The organism is Halorussus halophilus (assembly GCF_008831545.1).
GTDB classification, from domain to species: domain Archaea; phylum Halobacteriota; class Halobacteria; order Halobacteriales; family Haladaptataceae; genus Halorussus; species Halorussus halophilus.
Window position 1 is genome coordinate 357,603 of record NZ_CP044524.1, and the last position, 22,491, is coordinate 380,093.

Annotated in this window: 22 protein-coding genes and 1 pseudogene; 7 read left to right on the forward strand and 16 right to left on the reverse strand. The window is 58.4% G+C overall.

Annotated elements, in window-relative coordinates:
* Positions 1-25 precede the first annotated feature (25 nt).
* The 12 genes and pseudogenes from F7R90_RS19755 to F7R90_RS22855 form a co-directional block, all read right to left on the reverse strand.
* Positions 26-616 carry a cupredoxin domain-containing protein gene (locus F7R90_RS19755; RefSeq protein WP_158059279.1) on the reverse strand — a complete coding sequence of 197 codons (591 nt, stop codon included), beginning with the start codon at positions 614-616 and terminating at the stop codon, positions 26-28.
* Entirely contained in the window at positions 613-990 is a 378-nt protein-coding gene (locus F7R90_RS19760) for an SHOCT domain-containing protein (RefSeq protein WP_158059280.1), read from the reverse strand. The genes F7R90_RS19755 and F7R90_RS19760 overlap by 4 nt, the downstream gene beginning before the upstream one ends.
* Positions 990-1,412, reverse strand: coding sequence for a DUF302 domain-containing protein (locus F7R90_RS19765; RefSeq protein WP_158059281.1), 423 nt, complete (start codon positions 1,410-1,412; stop codon positions 990-992). Before F7R90_RS19765 ends, F7R90_RS19760 begins: the two co-directional genes overlap by 1 nt.
* A 245-nt stretch (positions 1,413-1,657) precedes the next feature.
* Positions 1,658-1,759: pseudogene (locus tag F7R90_RS22580) on the reverse strand (DoxX family protein); the annotation flags it as partial.
* Between the two features lie 63 nt (positions 1,760-1,822).
* A complete protein-coding gene (locus F7R90_RS19770) occupies positions 1,823-2,020 on the reverse strand; it encodes a heavy-metal-associated domain-containing protein (protein ID WP_158059282.1) in 198 nt (65 codons plus the stop codon).
* Between the two features lie 269 nt (positions 2,021-2,289).
* Positions 2,290-2,784, reverse strand: a complete 495-nt coding sequence (locus F7R90_RS19775) for a hypothetical protein (RefSeq protein ID WP_158059283.1) — start codon at positions 2,782-2,784, stop codon at positions 2,290-2,292.
* Entirely contained in the window at positions 2,777-3,820 is a 1,044-nt protein-coding gene (locus F7R90_RS19780) for an ABC transporter ATP-binding protein (protein WP_158059284.1), read from the reverse strand. Before F7R90_RS19780 ends, F7R90_RS19775 begins: the two co-directional genes overlap by 8 nt.
* Positions 3,817-4,884: an ABC transporter ATP-binding protein gene (locus tag F7R90_RS19785; RefSeq protein ID WP_158059285.1), complete on the reverse strand. Its 1,068-nt coding sequence runs from the start codon at positions 4,882-4,884 to the stop codon at positions 3,817-3,819. The genes F7R90_RS19780 and F7R90_RS19785 overlap by 4 nt, the downstream gene beginning before the upstream one ends.
* The gene (nikC, locus tag F7R90_RS19790) at positions 4,881-5,804 is read right to left on the reverse strand and encodes a nickel transporter permease (RefSeq protein WP_158059286.1); all 924 of its coding nucleotides are present in this window, start codon (positions 5,802-5,804) and stop codon (positions 4,881-4,883) included. The genes F7R90_RS19785 and nikC overlap by 4 nt, the downstream gene beginning before the upstream one ends.
* On the reverse strand, positions 5,801-6,748 hold the full coding sequence (nikB, locus tag F7R90_RS19795; RefSeq protein ID WP_158059287.1) for a nickel ABC transporter permease: 948 nt from the start codon (positions 6,746-6,748) through the stop codon (positions 5,801-5,803). Before nikB ends, nikC begins: the two co-directional genes overlap by 4 nt.
* A 21-nt stretch (positions 6,749-6,769) precedes the next feature.
* Entirely contained in the window at positions 6,770-8,401 is a 1,632-nt protein-coding gene (locus F7R90_RS19800; protein ID WP_158059288.1) for an ABC transporter substrate-binding protein, read from the reverse strand.
* 466 nt (positions 8,402-8,867) lie between these two features.
* Complete coding sequence (locus tag F7R90_RS22855) at positions 8,868-9,077, reverse strand: winged helix-turn-helix transcriptional regulator (protein WP_158059289.1); 210 nt, start codon at positions 9,075-9,077, stop codon at positions 8,868-8,870.
* Positions 9,078-9,235: 158 nt separating this feature from the next.
* Here F7R90_RS22855 and F7R90_RS19810 point away from each other — a divergent pair, with 158 nt between their 5' ends.
* On the forward strand, positions 9,236-10,567 hold the full coding sequence (locus F7R90_RS19810; RefSeq protein WP_158059290.1) for a permease: 1,332 nt from the start codon (positions 9,236-9,238) through the stop codon (positions 10,565-10,567).
* A gap of 29 nt (positions 10,568-10,596) precedes the next feature.
* Here the strand turns inward: F7R90_RS19810 and F7R90_RS19815 are convergent, their stop codons facing one another.
* Entirely contained in the window at positions 10,597-12,021 is a 1,425-nt protein-coding gene (locus F7R90_RS19815; protein ID WP_158059291.1) for a DUF7282 domain-containing protein, read from the reverse strand.
* Positions 12,022-12,153: 132 nt separating this feature from the next.
* Here F7R90_RS19815 and F7R90_RS19820 point away from each other — a divergent pair, with 132 nt between their 5' ends.
* Both F7R90_RS19820 and F7R90_RS19825 read left to right on the forward strand, forming a co-directional pair.
* Positions 12,154-13,272, forward strand: coding sequence for a hypothetical protein (locus tag F7R90_RS19820; protein ID WP_158059292.1), 1,119 nt, complete (start codon positions 12,154-12,156; stop codon positions 13,270-13,272).
* A 521-nt stretch (positions 13,273-13,793) separates the two neighbouring features.
* Positions 13,794-15,809, forward strand: a complete 2,016-nt coding sequence (locus tag F7R90_RS19825) for a copper-translocating P-type ATPase (RefSeq protein ID WP_158059466.1) — start codon at positions 13,794-13,796, stop codon at positions 15,807-15,809.
* 24 nt (positions 15,810-15,833) lie between these two features.
* Here the strand turns inward: F7R90_RS19825 and F7R90_RS19830 are convergent, their stop codons facing one another.
* Complete coding sequence (locus tag F7R90_RS19830) at positions 15,834-16,424, reverse strand: hypothetical protein (protein ID WP_225741341.1); 591 nt, start codon at positions 16,422-16,424, stop codon at positions 15,834-15,836.
* A 580-nt stretch (positions 16,425-17,004) separates the two neighbouring features.
* Between F7R90_RS19830 and F7R90_RS22585 the strand changes: the two genes are divergently transcribed.
* Entirely contained in the window at positions 17,005-17,517 is a 513-nt protein-coding gene (locus F7R90_RS22585) for a hypothetical protein (protein ID WP_225741342.1), read from the forward strand.
* On the opposite strand, the gene F7R90_RS19840 is transcribed toward F7R90_RS22585, so the two are convergent.
* Positions 17,514-18,212 (reverse strand): plastocyanin/azurin family copper-binding protein, encoded by a 699-nt coding sequence (locus F7R90_RS19840; protein WP_158059294.1) that lies wholly within the window; start codon positions 18,210-18,212, stop codon positions 17,514-17,516. The genes F7R90_RS22585 and F7R90_RS19840 overlap by 4 nt on opposite strands.
* Positions 18,213-18,386: 174 nt before the next feature.
* Between F7R90_RS19840 and F7R90_RS19845 the strand changes: the two genes are divergently transcribed.
* The 3 genes from F7R90_RS19845 to F7R90_RS19855 all read left to right on the forward strand — a co-directional run bounded on the left by F7R90_RS19845 (position 18,387) and on the right by F7R90_RS19855 (position 21,832).
* Positions 18,387-18,839: an ArsR/SmtB family transcription factor gene (locus F7R90_RS19845; protein WP_158059295.1), complete on the forward strand. Its 453-nt coding sequence runs from the start codon at positions 18,387-18,389 to the stop codon at positions 18,837-18,839.
* A 209-nt stretch (positions 18,840-19,048) separates the two neighbouring features.
* The gene (locus F7R90_RS19850; protein ID WP_158059296.1) at positions 19,049-20,248 is read left to right on the forward strand and encodes a S8 family peptidase; all 1,200 of its coding nucleotides are present in this window, start codon (positions 19,049-19,051) and stop codon (positions 20,246-20,248) included.
* Between the two features lie 297 nt (positions 20,249-20,545).
* Entirely contained in the window at positions 20,546-21,832 is a 1,287-nt protein-coding gene (locus F7R90_RS19855) for a hypothetical protein (RefSeq protein ID WP_158059297.1), read from the forward strand.
* Between the two features lie 7 nt (positions 21,833-21,839).
* On the opposite strand, the gene F7R90_RS19860 is transcribed toward F7R90_RS19855, so the two are convergent.
* Positions 21,840-22,415, reverse strand: a complete 576-nt coding sequence (locus tag F7R90_RS19860) for an NAD(P)/FAD-dependent oxidoreductase (protein WP_158059298.1) — start codon at positions 22,413-22,415, stop codon at positions 21,840-21,842.
* Positions 22,416-22,491: the final 76 nt, after the last annotated feature.

Here is a 22,491-nt window from a genome sequence, read left to right on the forward strand (position 1 = left end):
GACTCCAGAATTAGGAGAAGCCGTCCTACGTGACGACTAACCCGCCGTCGATTTCCATGTAGGGATGGCCGTACCCACAATACGTGAGACAACTGAGCGTATAATCGCCGCGCCGAGTCGCACGTAACTGTCGAACGACTGGCGTCGTGGCACTGTGGGGGAGGGAAACGGGATGCATCATCATGCCACCGCGCATGTGAAACTGACCGGACGGCATGATAGCGAGGCTGTGGTCAGGATACTGCTCGTTCGCCTCTTCTAACAGTTCGTGAAAGTCGCCGTCGGATGGATGTGGAATGCGTTCCTCGTTTCGCTCTTCGAGCGTCTCGTGGTCAGGGAATGCGTTTCGGACCGACTCTGGAAGAGAGCCTACGCTTTGGCTCGAAAGCGTGTTGAACGCGACGATACGGAGGCTGTCGCCACGATTCAAGACGACACGCTCCTGTTCTTCGCTGTTTCCATCGACCAAGACGAACCCCCAGTGGTAGGAGCCGACGTATATCGTCTTGTCGGGCTGCACACTTCCCGGGAAAGACCCGGAGAGACAGCCAGCGAGACTCACGATTCCGACGCTGAGACTAGAGAGGAACTCACGCCGCCGTACCGTGGAAGTCATGGCTGTAACTCGCGTGACCCCTCACTGTTGAGTTTCGTCCGTCGATTCTCGAACTCTTCGTCGGAGATATCACCACGAGCGTACGCCGTACGGAGCTCTTCCAATGCCGAATCTCGAGACGACTGTGTTTCGGTCACGCGTCGGAACACGAGGTATCCCCCGCCGAGCAAGACGAGCAGGAATCCGAGTTGGAGAGCCATGCCGATAAGGGGCCACCAGCCACCGCTGGTCCCATAGCCGCCCATCATCCCGCCATAGCCCATCATGCCGCCGAATCCCATCCCCATCGTGAGCATCGGAAGGACGATGATCGCACCGATGATGAGGAGGATGATGGTCGCCGTGTCGAGTTGATTCGATGACGAGGACGCCATCAGTTTTCCGCCTCCGAGATGGTTCCGAGTTCGTCCGTAACTCTTGTTAGAACACGCTCGAATCGGTCGTGGACTTCGTCCGCGATGGCGTCGAGTGCCCCGTTGTCGGCGACTCCGACGAGTTGGTTCGGCTCGACTGCACTCACCTGTACGTCACCGTCGTCGGTCTCGTAGACGATGACGTTACACGGGAGCAACGCGCCGAGTTCGATTTCCTCGGACAATCCTTCGTGTGCTAGTTCTGGGTTGCACGCACCGAGAATCCGGTACTGACGGAACTCTTCGCCGAGTTTCTCTTTCAGTGTTGCTTGCACGTCGATGTCGCAAAGAACGCCGAATCCCTCCTCTTCTAGGGCCTCAACGGTTGCGTCCACGGTCTCTTCGAACTCTCCGGCCACTTTCGCTTGCATCGTATAGTGCATATCTAACACAACTACCGGCTTCCAGTTAACCCTACGTGTTATTCCCGTTGTCTGAGAAACGTGGATAGAGAGTCAACTGAACCGCCTACTGTGGGGTGGTTCGGTTTCCATCGGTCTCTTACCGTTCGTCTCGTGCTTGCGCTTGACTGGCACTTCCCGCGATTCTAACTGCGAAAATAAGAGGCAAGACGCGATTGTACTTGGCGGTACAGACCGTACAGTCTCTCGCGCATTTGGATAGGATAGCCGAGGACGTACTCAAGCCAGCCAAGTCTTTCGAGGAGTGAACGCCCAACTGCTTCGTACTGTTCGATGTATGCGTCGAGACCGAGAATCCGACCCCAACCGTTATACTACCGTTCGTAACGCGAAACTCTTGCTGGTCCGACTTCGGTCCAAAACGGAGCTAATTATTCGGAGGCGTCGTACCCCGCCTCGGTGACTACTGTAACGAGTTCGTCCGTTGCGACATCCCCTTCGACGGTTGCAGAATTGGTTTCCCGGTCTGCGTCCGCCGTCGCAACTCCGGTGACGCCCTCTAATGCCTCTTCGACAGTTTGCTCGCAGTGTCCACACGTCATTCCTTCGACCGTGATCGTCTGACTCATTCCATAGGACTAGATGGCCTATTACGTTTTGTCTATTTCTACTTCACAACCAAGGATGATGGCGGGGAGTAAACATTGAATAGAAAGTTTTCACCCATTCTATTTTTGTCTTTTTAGGTGACGGGGGATATTCTCTAATCGCTGCGATGCCAGACTACCGTAACGGAAGAATAGGCCAGAACCAAGACCTGTGTCGGCGGAGTACTGAGACGATCGACAGACGGTCGCCGGAGCAATCAGGGATGAAACTCTATCGACCAGGTTCGTTTCTACGGGTCTGTCGGGTCGTCGATCCAGTTGTAGCACCGGAACACTTCTTGATCCGTCGTCAACATCTCGATCGGAATCAATCCCTTTCCACCACGCGCCCCGACTTTCGTCTTCGACGGGTCGTCACTGACGAACATCGCTTTCGCGTTGAGTCGGAACGTAATCTCCAACTCGCCTCGGAGTTCCTCATCTGGGTCGAACTCCATCTCGACGTCTTTTGGACCCACGCCGAATCGTACGTGGCCATCGGGAGATTCGACGGCGACGTCGTGACTCTTCAGTCCACCTGAGATATCGGTGAGCCAGTCTATCATCTCGTCGCGAGTCAATGATTGGTGAAGGTCGAACTCTCCTCGCTCACCCACGTCTCCTTCGTCGAACACGAACTCAGGATACTGGAGATCTTCTTCGGGAAGCGCGTGTTCTTCGTCGTCGTTCGACTCCTCGTCAACAGACGCTTCCGCGTCCGAGTCGTGACTATCGTCGTCAGTCATTAGCTCGTTCCCCTTCGACGAATTCTTCGGCGTAGTGGCACTTCGATTCGGCGTCGCCGACCGCTTGGAAGTCAGGCACTGACTGACTACATTCTTCGTCAGCTACTGGACAACGGGTATGGAAGACACACCCGTCTGGCGGGTTCACCGGACTCGGGATATCTCCTTCCAACGTGACTCGCTCGGTGTTCGAGTTCGACTCTAAGTCCGGAATCGCAGACAGTAGCGTGTCCGTGTACGGGTGAGTGGGTTGCTCGAACAATTGCGCCGTCGGTGCAACCTCCATGAGTTGACCTAAGTACATTACTGCGACGCGGTCGGCGATGTGCTCGACGACATTCAAGTCGTGGGCGATGAACAGATACGTGAGATCGAGTTCGTCCTGCAACCGCATGAGGAGGTTGAGGATTTTCGCTTGCACGCTCACGTCGAGTGCCGAGACTGGTTCGTCGAGCACGAGTACCTGTGGGTCGAGGGCGACGGCACGAGCGATAGCAACGCGTTGTGCCTGTCCACCGGAGAGTTCGTGGGGATGTCGGTCAGCGTAGGTCGGCGACAGATTGACCAGTTCGAGGAGTTCAGCAACTCGTTCACGCCGTCGCTCCGCACTCCACCCGTTGGACCGAAGCGGTTCCTCGATGCACTGCTCGACGGTGATTCGTGGGTCTAAACTCGACTTGGGGTCTTGGAACACCATTCCGATGTCCGCCAACACTTCTGACGACCTGTCGGTCACCCCACCGAGCGATTCTCCGTCGAACAGTACTTCTCCACTCGTCGGTTCGTGCAAACCGGTGATTACGTTGGCAATCGTCGATTTTCCGCTTCCGCTCTCGCCGACGAGCGCGAGCGTCTCGCCTCTCTGAATCTGGAAGGACACGCCCGACACTGCGTTGACGTACTCTCTATTTCGAAGGAGTCGATTCACCACCGAGTCGTCTACCGGAAACCGCTTGACGACGTCACGAACTTCGATGACTGCTGGCTTCTCTCGCGACGACTCCGGGTGAACTGAGCGACTGTCTTGCTGGTTCATTCTCCTTCCTCCTCGACGGTGTTAGCAGTTGGTGTCGCATGGGGCACTTCGTGGAGGTTGCAACACTTCGCCTCGTGGTCCCCAGCAACGCCGTGCGTTTCGATTGCCCCTTCGCGACACGCATTACTTGCGTACTCACATCGCTGTGCGAACGGACACCCCGTTATCCCACCGATCATGTCCGGAACCTCACCTTCCATGACGTTCAACGGCTCTTTCCTCGACGTATTCTGTGGCATGCAGTCGAGGAGCGAACGCGTATAGGGGTGTTGTGGGTCGTGGAGGATTTGTTCAGTACGCCCCGTCTCCATTATCTCACCACCGTACATCACGATGACGCGGTCACAGAGTTCGGCGACGACGCCCAAGTCGTGGGTGATCAGCAGCACCGCCATGCCGAGTTCCTCGTTGAGTTGCTTGATTCGGTCGAGAATCTGCGCCTGGATGGTCACGTCGAGTGCCGTCGTCGGTTCGTCAGCGATGAGGAGGTCTGGCTCTCTCGCGAGCGCAATCGCCAACATCGCGCGCTGCCGCATCCCACCCGAGAACTCGTGTGGATACGCATCGACGCGCTGGTCGGGACGTGGAATCCCGACTTGCTCCATCAACTCTACTGCTCGCCGCTGTTTCTCACGCCACTCGCGTCGCTTACTGAACCCTGGAACCTTGAGATAGTCTAAGAGACGTTGAGACTCTGGAGATTCGTGGACCTTGAGTGACTCTACGATCTGTTCACTCACCTTGTACACGGGATTCAGGGTCGTCATCGGGTCTTGGAACACCATCGCCATACCATCACCACGGATGCGACGAATCGTCCTGTCGTCTGCAGTCGTCATCTCTGTCCCGCGGAATTGGATCGAACCCTGCGCAATCTCTCCGGGGTCTTCTAATCGAGCGAGCGAGAGTGCTGTGACGGATTTCCCGCTCCCACTCTCACCGACGATGCCAACTATCTCGTCGTCGTTCACGCTGAAGGATAGCCCATTCACCGCGTGGACTGGTTCGCCTCCAGTGTTGAATTGAGTGTGCAGTCCTTCTACGTCGAGAATTTTTTCACTCATAGTCCTTTGTCCTCCACTTCGCCGAGGTCACGCGGGTCGAGAACGTCTCTCAGTCCGTCACCCAAGAGGTTGAATCCAAGTACCGTTATCATGATAGCTAATCCGGGGAAGTTTACGACCCACCACGCGTCTTGGAGATAATTACGACCCTGAGAGAGCATCGTTCCCCATTCGGGTGTCGGGGGTTGTGCGCCAAGCCCCAAGAACGAGAGGCCCGCCGTTCCGAGGATGACGTAGGCCATGTCCATCGTTGCGAGGACAATCACTGGTGTGATGACGTTTGGAAGGACGTGGCGAGCGACGATTCGAGTCCGGGATACGTCCATCAACTGGGCTGCCTTGATGAACTCCTTCTCTTTCACGGAGAGGACGCTTCCACGTATGATTCGGGCGTACTGGGTCCATCCCACGACCGCTAGCGCTATCATGATATTCGTCAGACTCGGCCCTAGTATGCCTGCGATGACGAGCGCAAGTAGTATTCCTGGGAACGCTAACAGGATATCGACGAACCGCATCAGTGCCTCGTCGACCCACCCGCCAGCGTATCCTGCGACGACGCCAATTATGGTACCGATAGCGAGCGTAATTGCGACGACCGTGACGGCAATCCGTAGCGTAATGCGAGCCCCATAGAGCAGTCGCGTCAGCATATCTCGCCCGAGTTGGTCCGTCCCCATCGGATGCTCGGTGGACGGTGGCTCCAATCGATTGAGCAGGTCCTGCTCGTTCGGTTCTGCCGGGGCGATGAGTGGAGCCAATATCGCCGCCACGACGACCACGAGGACGAACATCAACCCGACGAGATTGAGGCGGTTCGACGTGAATTGCTGGTACTTCCGCGACGCACGAATGCCACGAATTCGGGAGCGAAGGCGTTGGACTGTGGATTTGGACTCGATATTTGATTCCGTACTCATGCGTTTCCTCCTTCGAACGAAATGCGTGGGTCGATGTACCGATACGTGAGGTCCACGACGAAGTTCGTCAACACGAAGATGACGGCGATTAGCAGGACGAGTCCCTGCACGACCGGATAGTCGCGCGCGAAGATTGCGTTGATGAGCAGGTCGCCCAAGCCTGGCCGTTGGAAGACGATTTCGACGATGACGGCTCCATTCAACAGATACCCGAACTGGAGTCCGACGATGGTTACGACCGGAATCAAGGCGTTGCGTAACGCGTGTTTGTAAATCACGATACGCTCGCGGAGCCCCTTCGAACGGGCGGTCCGGATGTACTCCTCGTCGAGGACTTCCAGCATCGACGACCGGACGAGACGGGTGATAATCGCCGCCATGCCGCTTCCGAGCGTCAAGGCTGGAAGGACGAGATGCTCGATACCCCCGACCCCTGCTACTGGGAAGAGACCGAGGTGTATGGAGAACACGATGATGAACAGGTAGCCCAGCCAGAAGTTCGGCATGGATACCCCTAGAAGGGCCGCAATCTGGCTCACGTAGTCCGGTGTGCCACCCTTATGAACGGCGCTGATTACGCCGGTGGGAATCGAGATTGCGAGTGCGACCAGCATTCCCGCCACGGCCAGTTCGAGCGTCTCCGGAAGGCGATTCCAGATGAGTTCTGTGACGGGTGTCTCCTGGTAGTACGATTGTCTGAGGTCCCCGTGGAGGACGTCCCAGACCCAGTTTGCGTACTGCACTGGAATCGGTTCGTTCAGGCCGTGTTGTTGACGGAAGTCTTGGACGGCAGCGTCCGATGGTGAACGCCCGCCTGCCTGTTGGCGGAGGATGGTTCGAGCTGGGTCGCCGGGAGTGAAGTACATCAGGCTGAATGTCAGTATCGACACGCCGACCAAGACGAGCAACACCGTCGCCGAGCGTCTCACGAGGAAGTTTAACATAATTCGTAGAGAGGGAGTTGATTAGGAGTGTTCGATGCCGGGCCACCGGACCATCTCGGGAATCGGCCGCAAGTCGAGGTCGTTGACGTCGTTGTACTTCGCGACGATGTATTCGCTGTAGTAGAGTGGAATGACCGCGGCCTGATCCATCACCTTCTGTAAGGCCTGTTCGTACACTTCTTCCTTCTCGTTCTTGTCACCCGTTTGGAAGCCTTTCTCGATGAGTGAATCCACCTCTTTCCCTGGGTTGTACAGTCCAGTGTCGTTCTTCTCGTGGAGACGTTCGTTCATGTCTCCCTCGGAGTGGAAGGTCTCGTAGATCAGGTAGTCTGCCGCGCCACTGTTGGTTCCTGACTCGGTCACCTCGATGTGGGCGTTCCCGTTACGGACGGCGTCGTCGAACGCAGACTGTTCCATCACTTGGATTTCGACTGTCACGCCAGCCTTGTCGAACCGCTGTTGAAGTACTTGTGCGAGGAGTTTCCCGTCCGTCAGCTGATTGCTCACGAACAGTTTCAGGGTCTCGCCATCGTAGTTCGACTCTTCGACCAAACTCTTCGCCTTGTCCATATTGGGACCGTACGCTGGGAGCTTTTCGTGTGCGGACCAGTAGATACTCTTCGCGATGGGTCCTTTCGCAGGTACGCCGACGCCGTTGAGTACCTCTTCGACGATGAGCTTCTGTGGAACGGCGTAGTTCAAGCCCTTGCGAAGTTTCACGTCGTCGGTTGGTGACTTGTACATGTTGAGCCGGGCAGTCCCGGTGCTCGGCGAGAGTTGCGTTATTGCGTCCGTCTCCTCGGACTTTTTGAGACTATCCAGCTTGTTCTTCGGCGGTTCGTACGCGATGTCTACGTCGTTGTTCTTCAGCGAGAGGGCCCGCGTGTTCGGGTCTGATATCACGTTGAACGTGAGTTCTGGGAGATTGACTTCGCCGTTCCAGTAGTCGTCGTACGCCTCCGTTTTCACGTACTGTTTGTCCTTCCGGTCGACGACTTGGAACGGACCCGTGCCGATTACTTCGCCTTCTTCGCGGTTTCTGCTTGGATGCTGGATGGCCACCATGTTGTGGGCGATGGTCCCCGGGAACGCAGGGAACGGGGAAGTCGTGGTGAACTCGACAGTCTTGTCGTCGAGTTTCTTGACTCCCTCGGGTTTGATGTGAAGCCACCCCGGAGCCCACGACCACTCTTTGAGGACTTCTTCGACCGAGAAGACTACTGCATCGGCCGTGAGTGGTTCGCCATTGTGGAAGGTGACGTCGTCGCGAAGCGTGAACTCCCACGTCGTCTCGTCCGTGGCGGTCCAGTCTTTGGCAAGCCAGGGCTTGAGTTTCATGTCGTTCGTCACCCAGATAAGCGGTTCCAGGATGTTGGTGTAGTACGGCGTCACGCCGCCGTACACCTGCCAGACACCTGCGGTTGGGTCTGTCGATAGTGCTACCGTTGCTGGCTTTGCTTTCGTTGCGCCGGTCGTATCGTCACCGCTTTCCGTCGATTCGTCTGTCGCCGAGTCGGTGGTCTCGTTCGTGTCTTGGTACGGGTCGTCGTTGTTTTGGTCGTTGCCGCCTCCGGCACAGCCCGCGAGACTCGCTGCTCCACCAGCACCTAAAATCTGTAGCCAGTTTCGGCGAGTTTTGGGGTCGGTTGGCATGTGTGGGAACCTATTGCACGTTCACATCCCAAATAGATTTCCCACAACGACATAACCGGTTACTTAAACAGGGTCTTGTTTCCCTCCTTGTTTAAGTCAAAGTGGCCTTTCGTATCCACGCCTCTTCCGTAGATTCTCCTTGTATTCGAAAATCGACGCCTCTGATCATTTCTTCGAACCATCGGATTGCCAGCGAGTCCAACCAACGCAAACTACACTGTCAGCTATTCTTCCCTAGGTTTGTCCTGGTGTACCATCTCCACGTCTCGCTATCGCTGGCAGTAACCTTTCTTGCGAAGTAAATATATAAAAATTGTCACCATCGGAAATGTACGCGGAAAAGTGACTCTTCTTCCAGTGAAACGGGCTACTGCAGTTGACGAACCACAACGACCTAAACGGTGATGAGCGACTACTCCATCGCAGCGCGCGACTAGACTATCTTAGCTACCCAATTCGCAGTGAACTATTGCACGATACCCGAATCACGAAGCCGTTCCACTCGGTGGGAGACGGTCGGCGTGGAGAGATAGACTTCGTTCACGATGTCTCGGAACGAATGGCAAGCATCTGCTAACAACAGTCGAAGGGTAGTGACGTCTGTCGAATCAAGTTCGGGCATCCGGTGGTAGCTACTAGGGACCATCCGTTTTTCTGTGTAACGTCTCCGAAGCATATCGCAATCAGAGAGCAGTGCCCGAACGTAACGCCGTGATGGATACAGGGTCGCCGATCGAGATCCTGATTGGACTTTAGGAACCTAAACTCAGCCGTCTACTCGCGGTGGGTGTATTAACCAAAACCCCGTAAGGTGTGGAACCCCTACCAAACGACATGGACCGGAAAGAATACGCAATCCTCGCTGTCATCGCGCTTGCGACAGTCGGCATCGGCGTGTTCACGACGTCCAAACCACTCGGCACGTTCTTCGCCGAGAGCATCCAGCAGTTCGTGACGACGACTGCCGCGATGGCGTGGATAACGTGGTGGGCGCTCGTCGTCGGATTCGCCATCGCTGGCGGCGTCGAGGCGTGGACCTCCCAAGAGGCGGTCTCGGACCTCTTAGAAGGTCACGGCCCCCGCGAAATCGGCTACGGGTCGCTGTTCGGATTCGTCTCTTCGTCGTGTTCCTACAGCGCAATCGCCACCGCGAAGAACCTCTTCAAGAAGGGCGGTTCTGCGGCGGCCACGCTCGGGGCGTTCATGTTCGCCTCGACCAATCTCGTCATCGAAATCGGCGCAGTCATCTGGATACTGTTGGGCTGGCAGTTCCTACTGGCGGACATCGTCGGCGGATTCATGCTCATCGGTCTGATGGCGTTCGGGTTCGTCTACCTCGTCCCGGACAAAGTCGTCGAGGAGGCGAAACAGAACGTACTGGACGAGGGCGCGCCGACCGTCCAAGACCCCGTCTGTGGGATGGAAGTCAACACCGAGGAAGCCGACCACACTATCGAACACGACGGCCAGACGTACTACTTCTGCTCGGAGTCCTGCAAGGAGAGCTTCGACCCCGAAGAAGCGAACACGACCGTCCGCGAGCAGGCAACGTCGCTCTCGGGGTGGAAGGCGCTGGCCGACAAGCAGTGGAAGGAGTGGGGCATGCTCTGGGACGAAATCGCAATCGGGTTCATCTTCGCAGGACTCATTGCCGGATTCATCCCCGAGCAGGTCTGGACGTCCATCTTCTCCGGCCAGACGTTCGGCCTGCCCGTCTACATCTTCTGGACCGCTGTCGTCGGAGCCGTCATCGGCGTCGCCACGTTCGTCTGCTCTGTCGGTAACGTCCCGTTCGGCGCGGTGCTGTTCTCGAACGGGCTTCCGTTCGGGAGCGTCCTGAGCTACATCTACGCGGACCTCATCGTCCCACCGATTATGGACGCCTATCGGGAGTACTACGGGACGAAGTTCGCTGCAATCCTCTCGGGGATGATTTTCGTCGCTGCCGTCGTCACGGGCGTCGTCATTCACTTCCTGTTCCTCAGCCTCGGTTTCATCCCGAAGCCATCGTCGGTCCAGATTGCAGAGGTGAAGATAGAGATGAACTACAAGATGGTCCTGAACGTCCTCGCAACTGCGTTCTTCCTCTTCCTCTATTGGCTCCACCGCTCGGAGTCGGTCGAAGGAGATGGAGAACACGGTCAGCACGCACATTCGGCCGACTGACGACTGCAATACTATTTTTCGCCGGGGAATCAACGGCGGGCGAGTATTGTAACACAGGTCAAAAGTGCGAGAGTAGTCGCACTTACTCCGAATCCCGGTATCGTGGTATGGCCTGGTGTAGTGTCTACGTGTAGTTCGGGCGTTGTTTCGCTCTGTGGGACTGAGTTGGTGGTCTCGATTGAGGTCGGCGGCGCTGTCGAGTTACGTAAGTCTGTGTCCTGTTGGTCGCTTCCGGTGTAGGTTCGATCGACGGACGGACCATCGAACCACTCGTTGTGATTGGTATCTTGGTGGGCGACGACCACGATCTCGTCAACGTCTACTGGTTTGTTGTTGTACACAGCTACCGTGTGCTTGCCGGAGTCGAGGAACTTCGTTTGGCCGACGACTGGGCCGTCTGCAGACCCGTTGTGGAGCACGAGAAAGCCCCCTGCTGAAAGTGAAGCGGTCACGGATACCCGTTTGAGTTCACCGTCTCTCTGTACCCTATTGACGGTGAGTGAAGCACGCTGACCGGCTACTTCGACGGGAACAGATTCGTCGAGCAGTGACCGTTTGTCTAGACGAACTCGGAGAGTTACGTTCTCGGCTGTCGGTGGTATGGTCCCTCGTCGGAACGTTGCGTTGAAGCTACCCTCGTAGGGATAGCTTTCCGGTTTGGGTGGTTCGACTGTCGCTTCACGAGTTAATCGGAACGACTCGTTGCTGGCGGTATCGGGATTGTCACTGCCGGTGAGGACGACTGTGACGGGCCATCCCGTTCCAACGTTCGTCTTCCCGGAAATCGTGAGGTTCGACTGAGTATTGACGTGAACCATCCCGTCTGGGGTTGTCTCGATCGACGCCCACCGTGTTTCGACTGGGGCAATTGCACGTTGGCGGTCTTCGGTCAGCGGCGAGTCTGCCGCGAGCGTTGCTCGAACGAGGAACGGGGTCGGTTCGTATTCCAGTGCATCTTTATCAACCTCGTTACCGCGGGTGGGCCGAACTTTGTCGAGTTCGAGGACGACAAAGTAGGTGCTGTTTGTGGCGTCTGCGAAGACGCGGACCCCCGTTCCGTTCAGAACGTCGAGGGTCATCGCCTGCCGACTCGGGCCGGGATTCGTCTGCGTGATTGTGAGGTCTCCGTGCTCAGACATTGCTGTGAGGAACCGTTCTGTCGTCGTGGTTCCGTTTGCCGCGTCGACAGCGTCTGCGAAGCTCGGTATTTTGAGTTCAACAACGAGTAGGTCGTCGTCGTTGACGCCGGTTGCACGAGACAGCGACCCGTCGTTGATCGCCGTACTCACTGCGGAAGCGTTGTGGAAGTCTGTTTCGTTCGCTTGTGCCTGCCACGTTCCGACGTGGTCTATCGAGACTTCATTCTCTAGGGACGGGGAGTGGGTCGCACTAATCGCACTTACCCCACTGCTGAGGACAAGTGAAAGTACGAGGATTGCGTGGAGGGGGCGCATACAAACACACGCATCACTCCTTCGACAAAATATTTTCTAATTGACATCCCTCCACGACTCCGTCGGGGGTTTTCTCGCCTAACCTGTATAAATGACCGAAGATTTATATCTTATCGCAGTAACGGACCGGCTATGTCTCCGCCCTCCAGACGAAAGTTCCTCCGACGATTCGGTGCTGGCGTGGCAGTTCCTGCGACCGGGACTCATGTGAGGTATAGGTCCAAGAAACGAACTAAGCCCACTACTGTAGAATGGAAACGCACCTACGGGACTAGCGACTTCCAGTGTGACAAACTCGTTGGAAATGAGAACCATGTCCTACTAGTCGGACGAACCGGTAGCGGCCGGTCGGAGACCCCGTGGCTGACCGAAGTCGACGCAGAGGGCGAACGAATGTGGACCACGACCATCAAAACGCCGGGCTTCACGACTGCGGTCGATGCCGTCCCCGTCAACGGCGGATACACCGTGCTTGGCACTACGGACGAATCTCCTTCGCTTTGGCTACTCCATCTCGACAACAATGGCCAAGAACAGTGGCGACACCGTACCGAAGCTCCTCACGGCGTTCACGTTCTCCACGACATAGAGGACGGTTATCTCATTGGCGGATACCGTGGAAACCCTCGACGGGTCGATGCCGATCTCGATGCCTGGCTCCGCGCGGTCGATACTGATGGTCGAACACGTTGGGATCGAACGTACGATGGAACCTTCGTCAGCGATGTCCTTCCGCACGAGGAGGGCTTTCTTCTCGCCGGTGGAACTGACGGTGACGCTTGGTTACGTGCAATCCGTCCGGACGGCACGTCGTCGTGGAACCACACCTACGGTGGCGTCGAATCTGAGGGAGTCAGTGTCGCGCTTCCTACAGACGACGGGTTCCTCTACGCTGGTCGGACGCAGTCGATACCAAATGACTACACACGTGGGATGCTCGTCAAGACTACGACAAACGGTGAGTTCGTCTGGCGACGAACGTACGACCTTCGGTACGTCGTGGACGTAACTCCCCTCGACGAGGGATTTGCGTTTACCGGAGAACCGAACAATCAAGACCGAACGGGACGAGATCCCGAGAAACCGATTTCATTGGTTGACCGGTGGGGAAGGGTTCAGGAGTTGGTCACGGTATCCGTCGACCTCGGGGAACCCGTTGGGCTATCACAGTTCAATGACGGGACATTGGTGGTTGGCGGTTGGAGCGGCGAAGACGGAATCTGGTTGGCGAAGGTCGAATTCGAAACCTGAGTGAAACTTCATCAACTACTCTATGATAGCGAGAGGATGGGAAAGCTTCGGCGCGAACTTCTACTCAGATGACTCCGATTCCAAACCTGAGAGTCATTTCGATAACCCCGAAACGTGGTCGACTGCGTCGTGGTCGAGTGTTGTGGCTACCGTACCAAGTTGGTTTGCGGTGTAATGTAGTCCGAATACCAGTCCCACGACGGTCCGGCGCAGGCCCAGAATATCCTTGTGCTTCGCTAACGTAACTGGTCCACTGAGGATGACCTATGGACGACAGCCACCGTTCACACGATGATGGACCTAACAATCATACCCACGACGAGGAGCGAGATTCGATAGACGAAGGAGGAGGAGGCACGACCGCCCCTGAGAAAGACACAGCGGAGTCACGTGTAGAGCAGTCACTCCCCAAGGACGAAGCGAACGCCGACGGACCCGAACACCACGGCGGCCACGGTGAGAAGGATCATGATCACGGTCGAGACCACGACCACGGCAACGGTCACGGCGACCACGGGGGAATGCACGAAGGGCACGAACAGATGTTCCGTCGGCGATTCTTCGTCTCGACGCTGCTGTCGATTCCGGTTCTCCTCTACAGTGAGACGTTGCAAGACTGGCTCAATTTTTCGGTGCCGACGTTCCCCGGTAGTGAGTGGATAACTCCCGTCTTCGCCGTCGTCGTCTTCGCGTACGGTGGCGTTCCGTTCCTCCGGATGGCCGTCCCGGAACTCCGGGACCGCTCGCCCGGCATGATGACGCTCATCTCGATGGCAATCACTGTCGCGTTCGTCTACAGCCTCGCGAGCGTGGTCTTCCCGACTACCGCCGCCTTCTTCTGGGAACTCGTGACGCTCATCGACATCATGCTCCTCGGCCACTGGATAGAGATGCGGAGCGTCCGACGGGCGTCGAGCGCCCTCGACGAACTCGCTAAATTGATTCCCGACACCGCCGAGCGCGTCACTGAGAGCGGTGAGACGGAAACAGTTCCTGTGAGCGACCTCGAAGAGAACGACCTCGTCCTCGTGCGCCCCGGCGCGAGCGTTCCCGCCGACGGCGTGGTCGAGTCGGGCGACTCCGAGGTGAACGAGGCTATGGTGACTGGGGAGTCACGCCCGGTCTCGAAAGACCCCGGTGACGACGTACTCGGCGGCACCATCAACGGCGACGGTAGCCTCCGTGTCCGCGTCACTGCGACCGGAGAGGAAACAGCGCTCGCAGGCATCATGCGCCTCGTGGAAGAAGCACAAGGGAGCAAATCGCGGACGCAAGTCCTCGCCGACCGCGCGGCCGGGTGGCTCTTCTACGTCGCGGTGGCGTCCGCCGCGGTCACCACCGTCGCGTGGACTGTCGCAACGTCGTTCGGTGCGCCAGTCATCGAACGCGCGGTCACGGTCCTCGTCATCGCGTGCCCCCACGCACTCGGGTTGGCGATTCCACTCGTCGTCGCCATCAACACGTCGTTGGCGGCCAGCAACGGAATGCTCGTCCGAGACCGTATCGCTATGGAACAGGCCCGCAACGCCGACACGGTGGTGTTCGACAAGACGGGGACGCTCACGGAAGGCGAACAGGGCGTCGTAGACGTCGCGACGGTGGACGACTTTTCCGAATCGGAGGCGTTCGCGCTCGCCGCTGCGGTCGAGGGAGACTCCGAACACATGATTGCGCGGGCAATCCGCGAGGCGACGGCCGAGCGCGACGTTTCGGCCCGGACTGCGACCGACTTCGAGGCGCTCAAGGGTCGTGGCGTCCGCGCGACGGTCGATGGAGAGACGGTGTACGTCGGTGGTCCGAACCTGCTCTCGAAACTCGACAGCGACGTTCCGTCTGTCCTGACGACGTTCGCCGAGAAGGCAGGGGAGAACGCTCAGACGGTCGTCTACCTGCTCAGAGACGACTCGCCGGTCGCGGCGTTCGCGCTCGCCGACGTCGTCCGCGAGGAGAGCTATCAGGTCGTAGACGCGCTTCACGAGTTGGGCATCGAAGTCGCGATGCTCACCGGTGACTCCGCGGACGTCGCCGATGCGGTCGCCGACGAACTCGGTATCGATACCGTCTTCGCGGAAGTCCTCCCCGAGGACAAAGACGAGAAGATACGCGAACTCCAATCGCAGGGCAAACTCGTCGCGATGGTCGGCGACGGTGTGAACGACGCCCCTGCGCTCACTCGGGCAGACATCGGCATCGCCATCGGGAGCGGCACGGACGTGGCGGTCCAATCCGCCGAGGTCATCCTCGTGCAGAACAACCCGCTCGACGTCGTCCGACTGGTCAAACTGAGCAAGGCGAGCTATCGGAAGATGCGAGAGAACCTCGTCTGGGCCGCTGGATACAACGTCTTCGCTATCCCGCTCGCTGCGGGCGTTCTCGCACCAGTCGGTATCCTCTTGTCGCCAGCAGTTGGCGCGCTGTTGATGTCGCTGAGTACGGTCATCGTCGCCATCAACGCCCAACTGCTGCGACGAGTCGAACTCGACGTTCCCTCGCTACCGGACGTGTCGCCGTCCGGGAAACCGCGCCCGGCGAACTGAGATGGTTCGCCCAATAACAGGGACTCACTGGACGTGGTGACGATACGCTTCGAAGAGCGCAGGGATGCCGAGCGGCAAGGCGAGCGTTCCGAACGTGGCCAAAGCGTACTTCGCAACCGGTGAGTCACGGGACGCGAGATACGTCGCACCTGCACCAACGAGGGCGACGAGGTACGCTACGTTGCTCCAGCCTGGGAGATACGACGAACAGTATGCCCAGCAGACGAAGGTGTAGGACGGGGCGTTCCACGACGGCGGGTAGAGCTTCGGCCAGAAGACCCGACAGTAGGTGGTCACACCGAACATGAACGTGACGGGGAGCGCCGTGAGCCAAACCTTCGGGTCGAATCGACCGACGGAACCCCAGCGGAGATAGCCCTCTAGGAAGACGGCCGGAAGGCAAAACACCCACGTCCAGATGCCGAGCGTGTAGGTGACGGGCCAATGTTCGATTCGGGGTTGTACGTACGGGAGTCGATACGTGGCGGGTAACGTAAACCACGAGAACGACGGATCGGGGACTGGGTTGGTGAATAGGGCGAAGAGACAGAGATCGGTGCCGACGAGCAGACCATACACGCCGAGTTTGGCGTACCGTTCGAGCCACGAGGGCATCGAATCAGCTCCCTTGAGACCACTCGGAGACTTCGAGGGGGACGGATTCTGGTGCATACTACTGTCTTGGGACTACTCGCCTATTGCAGTTATCAATTAAATTCCACGAATCTCGGTCGGATGATTTCCCGAGCAGTCCGAAATCCGGGATGGAGTTCTCGGATAGTAAACCCGTAATTAGGTGCGACCGAAAAGACAAATTACGGAGTTGGTGAAACACCCGTTTCACCCTACGGTAGTTCTTTCCTTCGCTGACCTGTTCGACAACACATGAACCGACGAACATTACTCGCGACGACCGGTACCACTATCGGAACCGCTCTCGGCGGTTGTCTTGGTGGCTCCGGCGCTCCCGCGGAGACCACGACTGCTCCAGATCCAGCTGAGAAAACTACGGACACAGCGACTACGACCACGAACGACTCCACGACCAGCGTCTCTCCGACAGAAGGCGTCGCGGTGAGCGATATCGGGGTTCTGAAGGCCCTCAGGTACGAGTCTATGATGGGTTCGGGCGGCATTCACCTTCGAGACCGACGACCGGTCGTGGAAACCGGGGCTTCCCGACAGTGCAGGCGCGATGAACAGAACCGTCGCGGGTCACGAAGGTGGACCAATCGGCCGCGGCCCCAAACGCGACCGGTCGTACCTCGCGTTCACGGTTCCCTCGCCGCTCTCGGCATCGAACCCGCGGATTCAGTACGCCGGGTCCGATAGCGCCCGCTGGTCGCTTCCGACGAAGGCACGAGACCGCTTAGCCGCTTCCGCTCCCCGATTCGAACTCGAATCGCTCGAAGTTCCCGACGAAGTCTCGCAGGGAACCCCGCTATCGGTTTCGTTCACCGCGAAGAACGTCTCCGAGACGGACGGTCAGTTTCTCGCGGCACTCTACTGGCCGACGAAGCGCATCGCGGACGACGACGAGTCTCGCGTCGTCGAGCGGCAGGTTTCTGCTGGCGACGCCGTCACAATCTCGCTCGACATCGACACCAGTTACACGACCAGCGAAGCAGAACCGGTTACGTTGTCGATTCGGGGGCACGTCTCCGCCGAACGCGAAGTGCAAGTACGAGATATCTCCGGCACTAGTTAGTGGGAATGACCGTCGGTCGTCTCGGAGTGATTGCCCGAACCACTGCTCCCGTCGGAGTGACCGAGTGCCTCGGACACCTTCGTGTTGAGCGATTCCAACTTCTTCGCCGTCGCATCGCTGAAACTGTCCTGTGGTGGCTTGAGAGCTAGTTGTTCCTCTGGGTCGGGGTTGCCGACGATGACCGTCCCGACCATTCCCGTCGCCTCGTGTGGGATACAGAAGTAGTCGTAGACGCCCTCGGTTTCGAACGTGTGCTCGAACGTCTTGCCCTGTTCGGAGAGGGTGCCGCTGTCCCACGCACTGGCACCCTTTGGAACGCGCTGCGGTTTGTCGGCGTTGCTGGCGTAGGCGGTCGTCGAGTGCGAACCGCTCTGTAATTTCCAGGTAACCGTCGCTCCCTGCTCGACCCAGACGACGTGCGGTTCGAAGTGCGACCCGCTGTCGGTCGTTTTCATCGTCACGTTCGCATCGCCACGGGGGCCATCGAGCGAACTGCCATGTTTCCCGGACTCGTCGTCGTGGGAGTCCGAATGATTGGTAGTCGATTCACCGCTTCCCGAAGATTCGTTCTCGTCGAGGGACCCGGTCGTCGAGTTTTGCTGTGGCGTGGAGGTGCTACAGCCAGCGATTCCAACCGTGACGGCGACGCCAGTTCCGGCGAGGAACCGTCGCCTCGTCGATTCGCTCTCTCTCATCGTTCGGTCCAGAGTCAGTCGAGGAGGGTCATTGTTATTGGCGAGATAACCCCTCAGGCGCATTCGTTCAGTCGATTCTGAACCGCTTTCAGCCGCCACTGAGCGGGTCTATGAACGCCCAACGGAGCCGATACCAGAGTGTTTACTTTGGACCCGAATGAACGTCTACGAAACATGCTCGACCTCCGCTCTCCGAGGACCGACCGCGTCGTAGACCTCGACGACGACGATGCGGACGTGGTGTTGTCGGCACTTTCGAACGGGTCTGCACGACGGATTCTCAGCACGCTCAGCGACGGTCCACAGACCGTCTCGGAACTGGCCGAGAGAACCGACTTGACGGCTCAGAACGTCTCGTATCACCTCGGGAAACTCACCGACGCAGAACTGGTCGAGACTCGTGGGACTCGCGGCCAGCACGGAAACGAAGCGACCGTCTACGCGCCCGCTCAGAGCGTCGTCGTTTCGACGGGAAGCACGAACGAACGACAGTACAGGACCGGAATCGCCGGACTCGTGGCAGGTATGCTCCTCTCTTTCCTCTGTCTTCACTCCGTCGTCGAGCAGCCAGTAGACCCACTAGCGCTGGTCCAGCATGGGTTTGCGCTTCTCGTTTCGCTCGTCTGACCACGAATCGGTTGGACTACAGCGAGGTCCGCAAAGAAACTGCGAAGTTGTGCGACGATTCGTCCGAATAGCACGCCGACTAACCGAGCGAATCTATACTCGACTCAGGACTAGTGGTTTTTAGCTGTACTTCACTAAATCCTTAACCACTTCGTATTTTCAAATACTCTAATATAATTATAAATATCTTGCAACCCTGCCTTTGGACGATGTCTCCCGACCACTCCCGTCGAACGCTCTTGAAGAGCCTCGGTGGTGCTGCCGGCGTCGCCGCAACGAGCGGTCTCTCCAGTGCGACTGCCGCGAGCGACACTGTCGAAGTGAACATCGGATACCAGAGTCGTGCCGGGCGCAACGCTGCAGAGCAGGCCGCGACCGCCGTCGTTCGTCGGTTCAACTTCGACGCCCTCACTATCGAAGTAGCACCGAACGCTCTCGACGGCCTTCGAAATCGTCCCGATATCCGCTACGTCGAACGCAACGGAACGATGCGCGCCATCCACCACAAACCCGGCCACGACAAGGGTGGGAAGGGCGGCGGTGGAGGCGGAGACACCAGCCAAACGCTCCCGTGGGGTATCGACCGAGTAGACGCCGATGTCGCTGCTGCCAACGGTGAGACAGGGACGGGAGCCGACGTCGCCATCATCGATACTGGCATCGACGGCGACCACCCCGACCTCCAAGCCAACGTCGGTACCGGGAAAGCGTTCGTGAACTGTCGGGGCCGTAACTGTAACAATAATTGGTCCGACGACAACGACCACGGCACCCACTGTGCGGGAATCGCCGCTGGCATCGATAATTCGCGTGGCGTCGTCGGCATCGGCCCGGACATCACGCTCCACGCGGTCAAAGTCCTCGACAAGAGTGGCTCCGGCTCGTTTTCCGACGTCGCCGCTGGCATCCAGTACACCGCCGACCAAGGCTGGGATGTCGGAAGCATGAGCCTCGGTGCGAGTTCGGGTAGTCAGACGGTCAAAGACGCCTGTGGGTACGCGGCCAACCGTGGCGTGTTGTTGGTAGCTGCTGCTGGCAACAGCGGGCCCTGTACTGATTGTGTCGGGTACCCTGCCGCCTACGAGGAGTGTATCGCGGTCAGTGCCACGACGAGCAGCGATTCGCTCGCCTCCTTTTCGAGTACGGGTCCTGAAGTCGAACTCGCCGCCCCCGGTGCGGAAATCTATTCGACAGTCGTCGGTGGGTACGACACCTTCAACGGAACGAGCATGGCCTGTCCGCACGTCTCGGGTGCTGGCGGTCAACTCATGGCCAACGGCGCATCGAACACGCAAGCAAGAAACGAACTGGCGTCCTCGGCCGAGGATATCGGCCTTGCGAGCAACGAGCAAGGCAACGGTCTCCTCGACGTCGCCAGTGCGCTCGGCCTCAACTCTTCGGACGACTGAGAATTCGCCCGTTCAGCGAGTTTCTTTTCTTTCCGGTCACTACGAGCAGTTTGAGAAGCTCCCGATGGTTCTTCGGCATACTCTGGTATAAGAATAACAATAGAAAATCCCGAGATATTCGTTTGCGGTTCGAGCGGGACTACTCACTACTAGCTCCAGATTCAGGAAGTCTATCCCGCCGCAGACGCGAGCCACCACCCGACCAACGCCGAGAAGTGGAATAATCGTTGGACCCTTCTCGAAAGTCGTCCCTGTTCGCCATGCTCTCTTTTACCGTCGTCTCCCGTACCGACTTCCATGTCTGGGGGGACCGAGGCCGAGTTCGAAGAGGAAACAGACGACCAAGGTGTCGTTCGACGCACGCGAAACGCCGTCCTCGCGTGGACGCTGGTCGTCTGTCTCGCAGTTACTGCCGTCTGGAGCGGAGTCGAGGGCGACCTCCTCTGGGCTGGACTCGGCGCGGCGACGATAGCGATTGCAGTCCAACCAGCAGTCGCGTACCGACTTCCGGCGGCGATGCTTCCGTGGGAGATACTACTGTTCGTCACCGCGCCGTACGTCGGCTACACCTTTCTGGGGGTGCCACGACCGCTCGCAACCTTTCTTGTCGTCTCCGCGCTGGCGCTCGCAGTCGCTGTGGAGTTGGACGCGTTCACGCCCGTCGAGATGTCGCCCGGGTTCGCGGTGCTGTTCACCGTCACCACGACGATGGCCGCCGCTGGCACGTGGGCGGTCGTCCAGTGGGTCGTCGATTTCTCGTTCGGCACGCAGACGCTCTGGTCGCTCAACGCCGTGATGTGGTCGCTCGCGGCCGCGACTGCGATGGGGTTTCTGACCGGCGGTCTCTTCGCGGCGTACTTCCGGCGCATCGACGTCACGCGACTCGGCTTTCGGATCGGCGAGACTCCGGAGCGAGAGTCGCGCCCCGAAACACCCCGTGAGTCGTCCAGTCGCCGGTTCGGATTCTCGGAACGCAGACAGCGACAGGTCGTTCGGGGCTTTCAACTCGCCTTGGTGGTCGTTCTCCTCTACGGTCTCGTCAATCTGAACGTCGGTCTGCTCGTCAACGCCGGAATCGCACTGGCTATCATGGAACTGCCCGCTGTCCTCGAACGCGACTACGACCTGCCAATCGACACGGGACTGACTCTCTGGATCGTGATTCCGGTGTTCCTCCACGCTATCGGGTCGGTAGGGCTGTACGACGTATTCGGCCTCTGGGACAACCTCACGCATGCGCTGTCGTCGTCGCTCGTCGCCGCCGCAGGCTACGCCACAGTTCGCGCGCTGGACGTTCACTACGGCGACGTCTACCTCCCGCCGAAGTTCGTGGCTGTCTACATCCTCGTGTTCACGCTCGCGTTCGGCGTCCTCTGGGAACTCCTTGAGTTCGGACTCGACGGGTTGGCCTCGTGGACCGGCACCGACAGCGTCCTCGCGCAGGTCAGTCTGGCCAACACGATGTCAGATTTGGTATTCGATACTGTCGGTGGGTTATTGGTCGCCGTTTGGGGGGCGGCCCACCTGACGAGGGTGTCGAACGCACTCGCGAAGCGAATGGCGACAGAAGGACAATCGGAGTGAGGTTCGGCTACGCTTCGTCTCGTAGACTCGGCACGTCGTCGGGCGTGTCGAAGTCGTGGAAGTGTTCGCCCTTCTCCTTGCTCAGGATGTCCAGCGCGGCGGCACCGCCGTCGCCCGCAGAGATGACTGCCTGCCACTCTTGGTCTCGAATCATCGCGCCGGTCGCGTAGGCGTTCTCGACGCTGGTCTCCATCGAGAGGTCCACGTCGATTGTGTCGTTGTCGTTCGTCTCGACGCCGAGCGATTCGAGGAGTTCCGTGTCGGTCCCCGTCCCGAAGACGACGTAGTCGGCGTCGTACTCGCCGTCGTCACTGGAGACCGTGAAGCCGTCGCCGTCTGTTTCGACGCTCGTGACTTCCTCTCCCACGCGAAGGTCCGCTCCGCGGTCCTCGACTTGCCCGCGGGCGACGTTCATGAACTCGTCTCCGGCGATGCTCCGGACGCCGAGGTAGTTGAACAGGTGGGCTTTGTGCATCCACGTCTCGTCGGTGTCGAAGACGACTGCGTCGAGTCCGTTCTTGGCGGTGAATAGTGCGGCGCTGAGTCCCGCGGGACCGCCGCCGACGATTGCAACTTTCGACATAGGTTATCACACCACGCGAAGTGAATTAAGTGTTGGTCAACCAGTGAGACCCGCCGATTCAGGGAAAGAGTGTGTT